Origin of the sequence: Hafnia alvei (assembly GCF_034424155.1) — a bacterium.
GTDB classification, from domain to species: Bacteria; Pseudomonadota; Gammaproteobacteria; order Enterobacterales; family Enterobacteriaceae; genus Hafnia; species Hafnia alvei.
The window spans coordinates 3,120,986-3,135,935 of record NZ_CP139992.1 but is presented as its reverse complement, the minus strand read 5'-3'; the positions used below and the strand labels follow the sequence as shown (position 1 = coordinate 3,135,935).

Annotated in this window: 13 protein-coding genes; 8 read left to right on the top strand and 5 right to left on the bottom strand. The window is 46.9% G+C overall.

The genetic code is table 11. The features are described from left to right. The first annotated feature begins 93 nt into the window (after positions 1-93). Positions 94-999 (top strand): LysR family transcriptional regulator, encoded by a 906-nt coding sequence (locus tag U0008_RS14635; RefSeq protein ID WP_043494456.1) that lies wholly within the window; start codon positions 94-96, stop codon positions 997-999. A gap of 9 nt (positions 1,000-1,008) precedes the next feature. Here U0008_RS14635 and U0008_RS14630 read toward each other — a convergent pair whose 3' ends face one another. Continuing rightward, entirely contained in the window at positions 1,009-1,923 is a 915-nt protein-coding gene (locus U0008_RS14630) for a LysR family transcriptional regulator (RefSeq protein WP_025797566.1), read from the bottom strand. Positions 1,924-2,332: 409 nt separating this feature from the next. Between U0008_RS14630 and U0008_RS14625 the strand changes: the two genes are divergently transcribed. The 5 genes from U0008_RS14625 (at position 2,333) to eco (ending at position 7,994) form a co-directional block, all read left to right on the top strand. Next, on the top strand, positions 2,333-2,974 hold the full coding sequence (locus U0008_RS14625; RefSeq protein ID WP_025797567.1) for a hydrolase: 642 nt from the start codon (positions 2,333-2,335) through the stop codon (positions 2,972-2,974). Positions 2,975-3,045: 71 nt separating this feature from the next. Beyond that, entirely contained in the window at positions 3,046-3,588 is a 543-nt protein-coding gene (locus U0008_RS14620; protein ID WP_043494454.1) for an antibiotic biosynthesis monooxygenase, read from the top strand. Positions 3,589-3,615: 27 nt separating this feature from the next. After that, positions 3,616-5,484 carry an amidohydrolase gene (locus tag U0008_RS14615; RefSeq protein WP_043494451.1) on the top strand — a complete coding sequence of 623 codons (1,869 nt, stop codon included), beginning with the start codon at positions 3,616-3,618 and terminating at the stop codon, positions 5,482-5,484. Between the two features lie 179 nt (positions 5,485-5,663). After that, on the top strand, positions 5,664-7,256 hold the full coding sequence (locus U0008_RS14610; protein WP_025797570.1) for an ABC-F family ATPase: 1,593 nt from the start codon (positions 5,664-5,666) through the stop codon (positions 7,254-7,256). Between the two features lie 225 nt (positions 7,257-7,481). Beyond that, the gene (gene eco / locus U0008_RS14605) at positions 7,482-7,994 is read left to right on the top strand and encodes a serine protease inhibitor ecotin (RefSeq protein WP_025797571.1); all 513 of its coding nucleotides are present in this window, start codon (positions 7,482-7,484) and stop codon (positions 7,992-7,994) included. Positions 7,995-8,129: 135 nt separating this feature from the next. On the opposite strand, the gene U0008_RS14600 is transcribed toward eco, so the two are convergent. Then, positions 8,130-8,483 (bottom strand): helix-turn-helix domain-containing protein, encoded by a 354-nt coding sequence (locus tag U0008_RS14600; protein ID WP_025797573.1) that lies wholly within the window; start codon positions 8,481-8,483, stop codon positions 8,130-8,132. Positions 8,484-8,830: 347 nt separating this feature from the next. Then, a complete protein-coding gene (leuE, locus tag U0008_RS14595) occupies positions 8,831-9,466 on the bottom strand; it encodes a leucine efflux protein LeuE (RefSeq protein WP_025797575.1) in 636 nt (211 codons plus the stop codon). A 356-nt stretch (positions 9,467-9,822) separates the two neighbouring features. Here leuE and U0008_RS14590 point away from each other — a divergent pair, with 356 nt between their 5' ends. After that, complete coding sequence (locus U0008_RS14590) at positions 9,823-11,277, top strand: phospholipase D family protein (RefSeq protein ID WP_043494449.1); 1,455 nt, start codon at positions 9,823-9,825, stop codon at positions 11,275-11,277. A 46-nt stretch (positions 11,278-11,323) separates the two neighbouring features. Here the strand turns inward: U0008_RS14590 and murP are convergent, their stop codons facing one another. After that, a complete protein-coding gene (gene murP / locus U0008_RS14585; RefSeq protein ID WP_043494446.1) occupies positions 11,324-12,781 on the bottom strand; it encodes a PTS N-acetylmuramic acid transporter subunit IIBC in 1,458 nt (485 codons plus the stop codon). 2 nt (positions 12,782-12,783) lie between these two features. Next, a complete protein-coding gene (gene murQ / locus U0008_RS14580) occupies positions 12,784-13,698 on the bottom strand; it encodes an N-acetylmuramic acid 6-phosphate etherase (RefSeq protein ID WP_043494443.1) in 915 nt (304 codons plus the stop codon). A 242-nt stretch (positions 13,699-13,940) separates the two neighbouring features. On the opposite strand from murQ, the gene U0008_RS14575 reads away from it, so the two are divergent. Further along, complete coding sequence (locus tag U0008_RS14575; protein WP_043494441.1) at positions 13,941-14,798, top strand: SIS domain-containing protein; 858 nt, start codon at positions 13,941-13,943, stop codon at positions 14,796-14,798. Positions 14,799-14,950: the final 152 nt, after the last annotated feature.

The following is a 14,950-nucleotide window of genomic DNA, read 5'->3' as shown; positions in this document are numbered from 1 at the left end:
GATGCAGGCCATGTCAGGAATCATATTGTTTGTTTGAAATGAAATAAACGTGCTAAATATGACAATACTGTTCATAAAATAAGAATAATCAAAATGGATAAAATCACTGCGATGCAGGTGTTTATCAGCGTAGCCGAACTTTCTAGTTTTAGTCGTGCCGCGGATCGAATGGGGTTACCTAAGGGGGCGGTTTCTGGTGCGATTCAACAGCTTGAAAATCATTTTGGTACCCAGCTTCTGCATCGCACGACGCGCAAGGTAACGCTAACTCAAGATGGGCAGCGGTGCTATGCGAGATGCCAAGATGTGCTGGCAGATATCGAGGAGCTTGAGGGCATGTTTCGCACGTCAAATGCTCCGCTCTCTGGGCGTCTGCGCGTGGATATGCCTAGCGGGTTAGCCAAGATTGTGGTTCAGCAAGGACTCGCCGCTTTTTTATCCGCGCATCCCGCGCTTGAATTAGAACTTAGCAGCAGCGATAGGCGCGTTGATTTAATTCAAGAAGGTTTCGACTGTGTGGTGAGAGTGGGGACCTTGCAAGATTCTGGCCTCATTGCTCGCCCTTTAGGTCAGTTGCAAATGGTGAATTGTGCCAGCCCAGCCTATTTGGAAAAGCAGGGGTGCCCGCAAACCGCAGCGGATTTGCAGCGTCATCACCTGATCCATTATCAAAGCGCTCAAGGTGCCCCAAGAGATAAGTTTACCTACGTTATGCCGCAAGGCGATATTAAGGCAGTGGATATGCAAGGGGCGCTGACGGTGAACAGCACTGAATCTTATTCTGCGGCCTGCATAGTGGGCTTAGGCATTATTCAGGTACCGATTATTGGTGTGCGAGAGGCTTTGCAAGCGGGGACATTAGTTTCAATTTTAGAACACCTACCTGCCCCTGCTATGCCCGTTTCTTTGCTTTACCCACATCGCCGTAACCTAGCCATGCGGGTACAGGTTTTTATGGATTGGATGACAGAGGTGATCCGTAAACAGTATGTCGAATAATATTACAGGTTAAGATTTTTCATATTGATACATAAATTTAATCAACTCGCTTTCGAGAATTTTTTCACGCCACCAACGAGATGCTACGCCTTCAGACGCGTTGTTCCACCCCAGATAAGCCAGATCTTTCTGTCTGCTTGATGTGGTTTTTTTTGCAACTAATGTTCCCGTTTTTAAATAAGGTTCGACAATATGGCGTGGCATAAATCCACAGCCTAAACCTGATACGAGCGCCAGCAATTTATTATGAAAATCATAAACCACCATACGTTCCTGCTCCTGCAAATAGTTGGTGGCTTGCCCAGTACTGAAGCGAGCCGTATCACCGATAACGATTGCGCGGTGAGTACATATTAGGCGTGGATCAAGTGGCTCATCCGCGGTGGCCAAGGGATGAGAGGGTGATATAACAAACACATTCTCCAACATACCTAACATCTGGTAAGAGAATTCCGTTGAGGTAGGGGGTTCGTTGATGGCGCCCAAAATAATATCAGCATCGTTTTGAGTCAGCTGTTCCCATGAGCCGGAAAGAGTATGGTGGGTAAATCTAAGCTGGGTCAGACAATTGAGCTGATAAAACTCCTCAATCATGGGCAGCAACAGATGGAAAGGGAATGAGCCGTCAAGCGCAATAGTCAGTTCCTTTTCCCAACCAGATTCGATCTGGACAGCCTGTTTTTCTAACTCACGAGCGGCGCTCAGTAAAATCCTGCCTTTTTCTAATACTATTTTTCCCGTATCGGTAAATTTTGCTCTATGACCTGAACGGTCTAAGAGTTTGATGCTGAGGTCATTTTCAAATTTCTGCACCATGTAACTTAGTGCTGCGGGTGTTTTAAAAAGCGACTCGGCTGCTGCAGCAAAACTACCATGTTTTTCCAGTGCATCAAGAATCAGTAGAACATCCAAATTTACGCGCATCGTAACCTTCTAATTTTAAGAAATAAAATTTACTCATAGTGTACGGTGTTGGTCGTTTTCTTTGTTTAGGAATATCTTTGTTTAAAAATAATGTTAGGAATATTCTTTAATCTGTCACGAATATATAAAGTAATTAATATTACGAACGTTACCAATATATTACTGGCAGGTATAGGTGATTATTCTGTTTCTTCGTTGAATTAAGATATCTCGAAACTTGGCGTGAAGCAATAATCTCTACAATACTGTTAGCGCGATAATAATAAATAAGAATTTACGCAACATAAAATAACTTAATAAGTTGTTAAAAATTTCCAGCTATCAACTAATTCAGTGAATACCTAGCATGTAGTCCGTTCATCACAGGTACGAAAGTATTATTCAACTAAATGAAAATTAAGGATATTACATGTCAATTCGTGAATTGCTCGATCCAAAGAATTCAACACTGATTTTTATCGACCATCAGCCGCAGATGTCTTTTGGGGTGGCGAATATTGACCGTCAAACCTTGAAGAATAACACCGTTGCATTAGCTAAAGCCGGTAAGATTTTTAATGTGCCGACTATTTACACCTCTGTTGAAACTAAAAGTTTCAGTGGCTATATCTGGCCAGAGTTGTTAGCTGTTCATCCTGAAATTGCGCCTATTGAACGTACTTCTATGAATTCATGGGAAGATAAAGCGTTTGTTGCCGCGGTTAAAGCGACCGGCCGTAAAAAACTGGTTATCTCTGCGCTGTGGACCGAAGTTTGCCTGACGTTCCCTGCGCTGATGGCATTGGAAGAAGGTTTTGAAGTTTACGTAGTAACGGATACTTCTGGTGGCACTTCAGTTGACGCGCATGAGCGTTCAATCGACCGTATGGTTCAAGCCGGTGCGGTACCAGTGACCTGGCAGCAGGTTCTGTTGGAGTACCAGCGTGACTGGGCGCGTAAAGAAACCTATGACGCAGTCATGGATTTGGTGCGCGAACATAGCGGCGCTTACGGTATGGGCGTTGATTACGCTTACACCTTGGTGCACGGTGCACCGCAGCGTAAAGCTTAATCTGTAGATTGCTATGGGGCGGGATTATCTCGCCTCAATCACTTCCGTTTTTCCAATCAGGATGCCCCAGCATGGCAGCAACCAATACCGTAACCTTGATTATTACGCATAATCTGCAACCTAATCAGGCAATAGCTTATGAGGCATGGCTCGCCAGCATCATGCCTGCTGCGCAGCAATTTCCGGGGCATCTTGGTGTCCATGTTATTCGGCCAACGGCTGGAAGCGAAGCTTATAACATCGTGATCCGCTTCGATACGCTGGATAATCTTTACGCATGGACCAACTCCGATCTGCGTAAAAAGTTGGTGTCTGAAATCCAGCCGATCCTCGCGCAAGAAGAACACTATGAAGTTCGTACCGAACCAGAATTTTGGTTCACGCCAAGCACCCCTACGGTTAAACGCCCGCAAAAATGGAAGCAGTTTCTTATTACGCTGCTGGTGATCTTTCCCAGTACTAATCTGGTGCCGTGGATAACCGGAATGTTGTTGCCTGAGCTTAAAGGTACGCTACTGCTGCATTTTATTAATGACGCCTGCGTGGTGGGGCTGGTGGTGTTTATGTGGATGCCATTGGTTACACGCATATTTGCTGGCTGGCTGAAGAAATAGTCAACCTAGGTGATAGGAGTACGACTTATGTCTCAAAATGCTTCACTGATACTCACTAATGGTCAGTTTCATACGCTCGATCGAGAAAATCCGCTGGCCGACGCGGTGGCGATCAAAGACGGTAAAATTCTGGCTGTTGGCACAACTGCTTACGTGATGGGTTTTGCCGGTGAAGGCACACAGCTGGTTGATTTAAAAGGCCATACTGTGATCCCTGGTCTGAATGATTCCCACCTGCACCTGATTCGCGGCGGCCTGAATTACAATCTTGAACTGCGTTGGGAAGGCGTGCCATCTTTAGCTGATGCACTGCGTATGCTGAAAGATCAGGCGGATAGAACGCCATCGCCGCAGTGGGTTCGCGTTGTTGGGGGCTGGACTGAGTTTCAGTTTGCTGAACGCCGGATGCCAACGATTGAAGAACTGAATGATGCTGCGCCGGATACTCCAGTATTCGTGCTACATCTTTACGATCGCGCACTCTTAAACCGTGCCGCATTGAAAGCGGTGGGCTACACCAAAGACACACCAAATCCGGCCGGTGGTGAGATCGTTCGTGATGCTAAAGGCAATCCTACGGGAATGCTGATCGCCAAACCAAATGCCATGATCCTGTACGCAACGCTGGCCAAGGGACCAAAATTGCCGCTTGAAATGCAGGTGAACTCGACCCGTCAGTTTATGCGTGAGCTAAACCGTCTGGGTGTGACCAGCGCCATTGATGCAGGCGGTGGTTTCCAAAACTATCCTGAAGATTACGAAATTATTCAGCAACTGCATGATGAAAAGCAGATGACGGTACGTATCGCCTATAACCTTTTCACACAGCGTCCTAAGCAAGAGCTGGAAGATTTCCAGAAATGGACCGATATGCTCACGCCAGGGCAGGGCACCGATTTCTATCGTGCCAACGGTGCCGGTGAAATGTTGGTGTTTTCTGCCGCTGACTTCGAAGATTTCCTCCAGCCTCGTCCTGATTTACCTGAAGGTATGGAAGATGAATTGGAACGTGTGGTGCGCCATTTGGTGGAAAACCGCTGGCCGTTCCGTTTACACGCCACTTATAACGAATCGATTTCTCGCATGCTTAACGTATTCGAGAAAGTGAATCGTGAAATTCCATTCAATGGCCTGCATTGGATCTTCGACCACGCTGAAACTATTACCGAGCAGAATATAGAGCGCGTCAAAGCGTTGGGCGGTGGAATTGCGGTTCAGCATCGTATGGCGTTCCAAGGCGAATACTACGTTGAGCGTTATGGCAAAGACGCCGTGAAACAGACCCCGCCGATCCAAAAAATGTTGGAGATGGGCGTGCCGGTAGGCATGGGGACTGACGCCACACGCGTTGCCAGCTATAACCCGTGGACCGCGCTGTATTGGTTAGTTTCGGGCCGAACGGTTGGTGGTATGGCGATGTACGATGATAACAATCGTCTACCACGCGACGTGGCTTTGGATCTATGGACTGCAGGTAGCGCATGGTTCTCTAACGAACAGGGCAAAAAAGGCCATATCAAGACCGGACAGTTGGCGGATATGGTGGTGCTGTCGCAAGATTTCTTCAGCGTAGCGGAAGAGGCCATTAAAGGTATCGAATCAGTGATGACGATCGTGGATGGCAAAGTGGTATATGCCGCGGGTGCGTTCACTCCGTTAGCTCCGCCATCGATTCCGGTGGTGCCAGATTGGTCTCCGGTAGTTAAGGTTCCGGGTCATTATCGTTCGGCTCCACCTGCTGAGAATAAAGCCGGTGTTTTGGCTCAGATGCACCAATGCTGCGGTTCTTGTGGTGTGCATGGGCATTCTCATGATAAAGCACGTAAATCTGCAATTCCTGTGTCGGATGAGCAGGCATTTTGGGGCGTTTTAGGTTGCTCTTGTTTCTCATTCTGATTTCAATGAGTTGGCCTATGGCCGTTTGAAAACGATGAGATGTTTGTTTATGGGCGCTGGATGATTCCAGCGCTTTTTTATTGCCTGTTAAAACAGAATTCCCTTTGTTCATAGGGGCGATAAAAACGCCAACTTATGGCATAATGTGCCCAAAATCACATTTCTTAAGAGTACTAGTCTTGTTAATCAGCAATAACATCACGATGCAGTTCGGCAGTAAGCCGTTGTTTGAAAACATTTCTGTCAAATTTGGTGGCGGAAATCGCTATGGTCTTATCGGGGCAAACGGCTGCGGTAAATCCACGCTGATGAAAATCCTCGGCGGCGATTTAGTGCCAAGCGGCGGTAACGTGTTCCTCGATCCGAACGAACGTTTGGGTAAACTGCGTCAGGATCAGTTCGCATTCGAAAACTATACCGTTATCGATACCGTTATCATGGGCCACACTGAACTGTGGGACGTGAAGGCCGAACGCGATCGCATCTATGCGCTGCCAGAAATGACGGAAGAAGAAGGCTATAAAGTGGCCGATCTAGAAGTCGTATATGGCGAGATGGATGGATACAGCGCCGAGTCGCGTGCGGGCGAGTTATTGCTGGGCGTGGGTATTCCCGTTGAGCAACACTATGGCCTGATGAGTGAAATTGCACCAGGTTGGAAACTGCGTGTTTTACTGGCACAGGCGCTGTTCTCGAACCCAGACATTCTGCTGCTCGACGAACCAACCAACAACTTGGACATCGACACCATTCGTTGGCTGGAAACCGTGCTGAACGAACGCAACAGCACCATGATTATCATTTCCCATGACCGTCACTTCCTGAATATGGTGTGTACGCACATGGCTGACTTGGATTACGGCGAGCTGCGCGTTTATCCGGGCAACTACGACGAATACATGACGGCGGCAACGCAGGCGCGCGAGCGTTTGATGTCTGATAACGCGAAAAAGAAAGCACAGATTTCTGAACTGCAGTCGTTTGTTAGCCGCTTTAGTGCGAACGCCTCGAAATCTAAGCAGGCAACTTCGCGTGCTCGCCAGATTGATAAAATTAAGCTGGACGAAGTTAAAGCCTCTAGCCGCCAGAACCCATTCATTCGCTTCGAACAGGATAAAAAACTGTTCCGTAACGCGTTGGAAATTGATGGTTTAAGCAAAGGCTTTGATAATGGCCCGCTGTTCAAAAACCTGCGTATGTTGCTGGAAGTGGGCGACAAGCTAGCCGTTCTTGGTACCAACGGCGTGGGTAAAACTACGCTGCTGAAAACCTTAGTGGGCGAGCTTGAGCCAGATAGCGGTTTTGCTAAATGGTCTGAAAACGCCAATATCGGTTACTACGCACAGGATCATGAAAGCGAATTTGCGGAAGATTTAACCCTGTTTGATTGGATGAGCCAGTGGAAACAGCCAAGCGACGACGAGCAGGTTGTTCGCGGCTATCTTGGCCGTTTGCTGTTCAGCCAAGACGATATTAAAAAGTCGGTCAAAGTGCTGTCCGGTGGTGAAAAGGGTCGTATGCTGTTTGGTAAGCTGATGATGCAGCGTCCAAATATCTTGGTTATGGATGAACCAACGAACCACATGGATATGGAATCTATCGAAGCGCTCAACATGGCGCTGGAAATGTACGAAGGCACATTGGTCTTCGTCTCCCATGACCGTGAATTTGTTAGTTCACTGGCGACGCGTATTTTAGAAATTACGCCAACCAAGACGATTGATTTCTCTGGTAACTATGAAGATTATCTGCGCAGCCAAGGCGCTGAATAATTATTCATAAATTATCCTAGCTGAATTAATCAGGCTGTTCCGTTTACGGAATAGCCTTTTTTTATGTCTAAACATCACATATTCATTTATTCGGAGTTTTCTTTTGAAATATAAAATATGACTACATCAGCAACGTGAATTAATCAGAATTGACCTATAATGTTTTTTGCCACGCTATGCTAACGTAGTGACATTAATATCATTATCTGTATGTAGGGACATATTATGAACAAGGTTTCAGCCGTATTGGCTAGCTTATTATTGGCTTCTTCTGCCGGTGCTATCGCGGCTACCGCGGGTGCAAATGACGATCTCAGCAAACAGCCACTGGAAAAAGTTGCACCTTATCCGCAAGCGGAAAAAGGCATGAGCCGTCAGGTCATTTATTTACCGAAGCAAGAAAATGAAAATGACTTCAAAGTTGAGTTGCTGATTGGCAAAACAATGGATGTAGACTGCAATCGCCATATGATGGGCGGCAAACTGGAAAGCAAAACGCTGTCTGGTTGGGGTTATGACTACTTAGTGATGGAAAAAATTTCAGAGCCTGCATCAACCATGATGGCTTGCCCTGATAACACCAAGCACAGCCAGTTTGTTACGGCAAACTTGGGTGATTCCGCCATGCAGCGTTATAACAGCCGTTTGCCAATCGTAGTCTATGTGCCGCAGGGTGTTGATGTGAAATATCGTGTATGGCAGGCAGACACTAAGATTCAAGATTCTGTCAAAAAATAACGACGCATAACACGTTATTGAATCATGAATAGCAGCGAGGAGGGTGTTTCTCCTCGCTCTAATAAATACTCGCTCTGATAAACATGAGGTGAGATTAAGATAAATTTTTTGATCCTATAGGAATTATCACTCATTTTAATTCTCATACATGGAGGATGGAGCCTGTCTGAATACCCCCGGTGAAGTCCCAAAGCGTCGCTTGAAGGCGCGGGTAAAGGTCTGCTGGCTTTCAAAACCATATTGCAGTGTTATATCCATAATTTTCTTATCCGTCCGTTTTAATTCTGCTGCGGCGCGCATCAATCGGCGATGGCGAACATAAGACGCTAAGTTATCGCCTGTCACCTCTTTAAATAATCGCTGTAGATACCATTTCGAATATCCCGCCCGCTTCGCAATATCATCAATCACGATACGTTTATCTAAATTCTGTTCTATCCATTCAGACAGTGTTTCTACCAGTTGCTGATGTTGTCCTTTAGTACTCAATCTGGTCACCTTAGTCTGTGGCTTGGCACAAACAAAAAAGATAATTTCACGAGTAATGATACTACTGGACCTAAAAATAAAGAGAATAGCTCGCATATAAGAATAAATATTTTTTTGTAAAGTTATCTCAATAAAAAAATATGAAATATACACTTGGTAAAAACTTGTGTGGATAACAAACAAGAAAGGAAAAATTATGGAGTTTGTAAGGGAGGCGATGAATTTTCTTGATCTTTAACTGTTTTGCGTAATAAGCAAACAATGACTTTATTAAATATCTGCAAGAGAAACTCTAACACGCAAAAAAGGCTCCTGAAAAGGAGCCTTTTGCTTCAAGCCGTGTTGTATTAAGCAGAAGTCGCAAGTTTGGTAGCAAATCCGAGGAATAAAAGACCCACCATCGAATTACCCAGTTTGGCGAGGCGTTTCTTTTCGCTCAGGAAATGCGCTAGCGCAGCGCCGGAAAAGATCAACAGCGTCATATAGCAGAAGCTAATCATTTCTAAAATGACCGCTAAAATTGCAAAGGAAATGCCGCTATGTGCATAGTTCATATCGATGAACTGCACGAAGAACGATACGTAAAACAGGATCGCCTTAGGGTTGGTTAAGCTCAGCGTTAACGCTTTACGAAAAACATGCTCAGGTTCTTCGTGCGCTGAGCTCTGGCTTTGACCTTTTTTAGACAGCGTGCTGTACAGGATTTTCAGCCCAAGATAGAGCAGATAGAGCGCGCCGAGCATTTTCACCAGCGAAAACAAAAATGGGGAAGAGCGGATCAGCGACGCAATGCCGATATAGGCACAAAAGATCAAAACCGCATCACCGATAAAGACCGCTAGCGCGGCTTTGTAACCTTCTTTAACGCCGCGCGTAATACCAGTTTTGAGTACAAACAGCGTATTTGGCCCCGGTACCATAATGATGAAAATCGCACCGAGAACGTACGTCCAGATATTGAGTACACCATAGCTCTCAAACACAACAACCTCACCTTTAATTCACGCTATTAATAAGTTGCGAATACCGGGCTCATCGCCCCAAAAATCGATGGCGTATTGTACTCTTTTAAAAGGATTTTGGCAGTATAGTGTGATCTGTATAACATTTAGTCACTGGAAGATAAAATGCGCAGCGGCAGCGTTTTGTTACAGGCGCTATTTGAACGATAAGTGCGATTTAACTAAGAGATTTTTAATGGAGCCGATTTTAAGACAATCTCTCTCTAAGCCTATTTGCTGGCATGCTATATTTTTAGCCTATGCTCTATGCACGAGTGTTCAAATTTGATTTCTCAGGCCACCATCCTTCCAAGGTGATTCAGTGAGTAATATTTGTGATGAGCAGTGAACAATTAGTTAATTCTCGTTTAGCTCGGCTTATCCAACCGCTATGCGATCGCCATCCTGAGTTGAGCGGTGTTTATCCCTTAGAAGAGGGCAATGACGCTTTCGCTGCAAGATATTTACTCACCAACATGGCTGAGAAAACGCTGGATGTGCAGTATTACATCTGGCACAACGATCTCTCGGGTCGACTGCTGTTCAGTGCATTATTTCGCGCCGCCGAGCGTGGGGTAAAGGTTCGTTTATTGCTGGATGACAACAACACCGGCGGTTTGGATGAATCACTGCGTCGTCTCAACGCGCATCCCAATATCAGCGTAAAACTTTTTAACCCCTTCCAACTACGGCGCATGCGTTGTTTGTGCTACTTAACCGATTTTAAAAGGCTTAATCGGCGTATGCACAATAAAAGCATGACGTTTGATCGTCAGGCGACCATCGTCGGTGGGCGCAATGTTGGGGATGAGTATTTCGGTATTGGTGAGCAGCCGCTTTTTTCTGATTTGGACGTGTTGGCCGTGGGCAACGTGGTTGCGGATGTTTGTCAGGATTTCGAGCGTTATTGGACTTCAGCGTGTGTATCTCCGGCAGAAGACGTTCTTGGTAAAGCGTCGGAAAAACGCTTTCTGCATGGCCTAACGATTGAAGAGGTTGGCGGTAGAGCGCGAGCCAAAGAATATTTAAAGCGTCTGCGTGATAAATTTCTAGCGCGTAAAATGGAGAACAATGAGCTGCCGTTGACGTGGGCAAAGGTGCAGTTGTTCAGCGATGATCCGCTTAAAGGCCGCGGAGATCTGGCGACGAAAGCGCTTATGGCATCACGCCTATTTAAGATGATTGGTGAGCCAAAAGTGAGCATGGATATTATCTCAGCCTATTTTGTCCCTACCCGTACCGGTGTGTCACAGCTGGTTTATTTAGCGCGGCAGGGGGTGAAAATGACGGTACTCACTAATTCTCTTGCGGCAAACGATGTGGCCATTGTGCATGCGGGTTACGCCAAATGGCGAAAAACCCTGCTGCGTTGCGGTATTGAATTGTTTGAAATGAAAGCCAATGAAACCGAGCGGCCTGCAAGGAAAGAGCGCTTACGTGATCGGGGCTTAACCGGGCACTCTGGTTCCAGCTTGCATGCCAAAACTTTTGCGGTTGACGGGCGGTTAGTCTTTATTGGTTCATTTAATTTCGACCCGCGCTCGGCTCGGTTAAATACCGAGATGGGATTTGTGATAGAAAGTGAATCGCTGGCTTCGTCCACTCATCAGCGATTTATTGCTAGCCTGCATGATAAAGCATTTCAGTTAGTGCTTGCCCCGCGGCGAAAAATTAATTGGATAGAGTACGAAAATGATGAAAAAGAAATTCATCATAAAGAGCCTGATAGCCCGCTATACAAACGTATTTTAGCCAGAATCGCATATTATTTGCCGATTGAGTGGCTGCTGTAATTACGGTTAGCGCCATGTGTCACTGAACGCATGGCGCTAAATATCATTATGTCAGGTCAACGTTTTTGCAGCCAAACAGTAGCGTCAGAATAAACCCAGCAGCATACGAGATGGCAACGCCTGCAACATAAACCAGCATACCGGCATAGATGCCTTGCGATGAAGTGATCAGCGGTATGGAAACCAAACCAGACGGACCAAATACGGTATTCAAACCAATAGGTAGTCCCATATAAGCCACCAGTCCGATAAAGAACCCGCCTACGGCACCACCAAAACAGGCGGTAATAAACGGTTTTAAGCGGGGCAGCGTGACACCATAAATCAGCGGCTCGCCAATTCCGAGTAATCCGGGAAATATGGCACCCTTAATTTGCATACGTAGGGTCGAGCCCGGCTTGGCTCTTAAGTATAACGCTAACGCAGCACCAACCTGCCCGCCGCCGGCCATTGCCAGGATAGGGAACAAGGAGTTAAATCCTTGTGCATCCATCAAAGCAAAATAAACCGGTACAAATCCCTGATGAATACCAAATACCACCGCAATCAGGAACAGCCCCGCCAATAATGCGGTGCCGAATGGGTTACCGTTTAAATGCAGAAACAGCCAAGACATCCCCTTAAAGAGTTCGACGCCGATTGGCATGATAACCACATAGGTTATGGCACCGGTGATGAGGAGCGTAATGGAGGAGGTGAGGATCATGTCCAGGTTATCAGGGATAACTTTGCGTACTTTTCGCTCAATCCACGCGCCGAGCATACAGGCCAGCAGCACACCGATGATATTGCCCCTTGGGTCTATCACTAAACCGAAGAAGTTATCGATCCCTGCGTAGTAGCCCACGGTTCCTTCTGCGCTGTAACGCAGAATAAACAACGACGCGATAATGGCACCATTCACGCCGGTTCCGCCAAAGGCTTTTTGGGTGTTGAAGCCAATGAGGATACTCAGGAAGGTAAATAAGCCCACGCTGAAGGTTTTCATATAGCCAATCAGGCTAGTGAGCCAAATCGGCGCGATTTCACCGTCGAGTATTAAGGTTTGCTGGAGCAGCGTCGCGATGCCGAGTAGCAGACCCGCAGCGATAAAGCCGGGAATGAGCGGGGTGAAGATCGTCGCGAATTTTGTCAGAAAGCTGTGAAAGGCGTTATTTTGCTTACTCTTGAGCTGCTTTTTATTTTCCGCCGCAAGGGCATTCAAATCAGTTTCTGGCGTGCTGCCATCGGCTGGTGATTGTGACGAAGATTGGCTAAGGCTCACATTCATCATTTCACTGGCGGTTTGCGCCTTGCCAGGTCCCAGTACAATTTGCAGCTGGTCGTTGCCTTCAATAACACCCATGACCCCAGCGATCTTTTTTAGCTCGGCGTGATTAACGCGAGATCGATCGACTAAGGTAAGGCGTAGCCGCGTCATGCAATGCCCGCATAGGGTGATATTGTTATTACCGCCAACGTTCGCCAAAATTTGCGTGATGGTGGCATCCGTTATTTTAGCCATCGCTAAACTCCCTGAGTACGTGAGGCTAAGGCTTGGCGGATAAAACCATTATTTTGCGCAAGAACCGTGCCGGCTTCTGCCGCAGAGAGCTGGGCGAGAATCATCAAAATGGCGGTTTTACAGTGTCTTTTACATTCGCTGAGCGCTTTAATGGCTTCATCGCGGCTACACTCTGTGGCCTGCATGACGATGTCAATTTGGCGTTGAACCAGCTTGGCGTTGGTAGCCTCAACATCCACCATGAGGTTGCCATACACTTTTCCGCTGCGGATCATCGCTCCCGTGGTGAGCATATTCAGCACCATTTTTTGTGCTGTACCCGCTTTCATTCTTGATGAACCCGTTACCACTTCTGGCCCTACCACGGCTTCAAGCGCGATATCGGCTAATTGGCTCATGGCGCTGCTGGCGTTGCAGGTTAATGAAACGGTGGTGGCGCCAACTGAGCGCGCATATTTCATCGCGCCGATAACATAAGGCGTTCTTCCGCTGGCGGCGATACCCACAACCACGTCACGCTCAGAGAGTTGATGGTCTTTCAGATCTTGCTCGCCCAACTCGACGTTATCTTCGGCATTTTCCACCGCGCGTAGGATCGCGGTGTGGCCTCCGGCGATTAACCCGACCACCTGCTCATGCGGGGTGCCGTAGGTTGGCGGGCATTCACTTGCGTCTAGAATACCGAGTCGCCCCGAGGTGCCTGCGCCGCAATAAATAAGACGCCCACCTTGGCTAAAGGCCAGAGCGATAGCATCCACGGCCTGCGCGATTTGCGGCAGAATACGCTCAACGGCTAGAGCAACCTTTTGATCTTCTTGGTTAATAATCGTCAGCATATCTAAAGTAGACAGGGTGTCGATGTTTTCGCTGGCGATGTTACGGCCTTCAGTTTGCAGGCGGGAGAGGTCAATGTTCATTTCAGTATTCTCAGATGCGTAAAGTTGAGGAATAAATTATTCCAAAATTAATGCAATTTAAAGAATTAATAATTTTATGCGCATTTTTTGTGATTGATATCGACTCTTTCTCCCGCTTAGAAATGCCTGCCAATTGGGCTGCGTCATGGACGAAGTGAATGCTTACCTAAGAATCCAGCCTCCATTTTTTGCGCTATGCAAGGTAAGATAGCGGCTACTTACCTCCTGCTGACCGAGTCCAAATGCGCTGCCTACAACGAATCACTCTCAACAAAGACGCCTTTACGCCCGGTGAACGTATTATTGCCGATTATATTTTGGCTAATCCCGATAAGTTGAAGCAGTGCTCTTCGCAAGAGCTCGCCAGCATTTTGAATATCAGCCAGTCGAGCATTGTGAAATTTGCTCAGCGATTGGGGTTCAAAGGGTTTACTAACCTCAAAATGGCCTTGATTGAGGAGTGGGGGCAGCAAAGTAAGCAGAGCGCTGAATCAGAGCAGCACTTGCATAACGACATTAATGTTCATGACACGCCGTCGGTGATTGCAGAAAAACTATTCCGAGCGAAGCAACAAGCCCTGAGGATGACTACCGACAGCGTAAATTTGGCGCAGTTGGAGAGCACGGTTGCTGAAATCAAGGCGGCTCGCCGAGTGCAGATCATGGGCATGGGCGGCTCGTCGCTGGTGGCGAAAGACTTGGCATATAAGCTGATGAAAATAGGCTACCCCGTGATGAATGAAATGGACAGTCACGTGCAGATGACGGTTGCTCAATCGTTAGGGGAAGGGGATGTGCAAATTGTTATCTCTTACTCGGGAGCGTTGAAAGAGATAGTGATTGCGGCTCAAGCGGCGCAGGAAAAGGGGGCAAAAATCATAGCGATAACGTCGCTGCAAGATAGCCCGCTCAGAAAGCTGGCTGATTTTGTTCTTGATACCATTGCTGATGAGGCACGCTGGCGTAGCTCTTCTATTTCTGCGCGCACGGCACAAAATACTATTACCGATTTGTTGTTCGTTTGCTTGTTGCAGGAAGATAGCGAAAGAAGCCGCAGCTTTATTCATCGCAGCCAAGAGATGATTGAGCAGCTTAAGTAAGTCATAGGTATTTTTGATAGTGAGTCTGCTTTAAAGAGCGACGACTCGCGAGCCGTGCTCGTGGCATATTGGTGCCACTTCCAGTAAAAAAATGGCGCTAATTACTTTAGCGCCATTGATTTTATTGTCTTAAATTTATCAACATCGGTGAC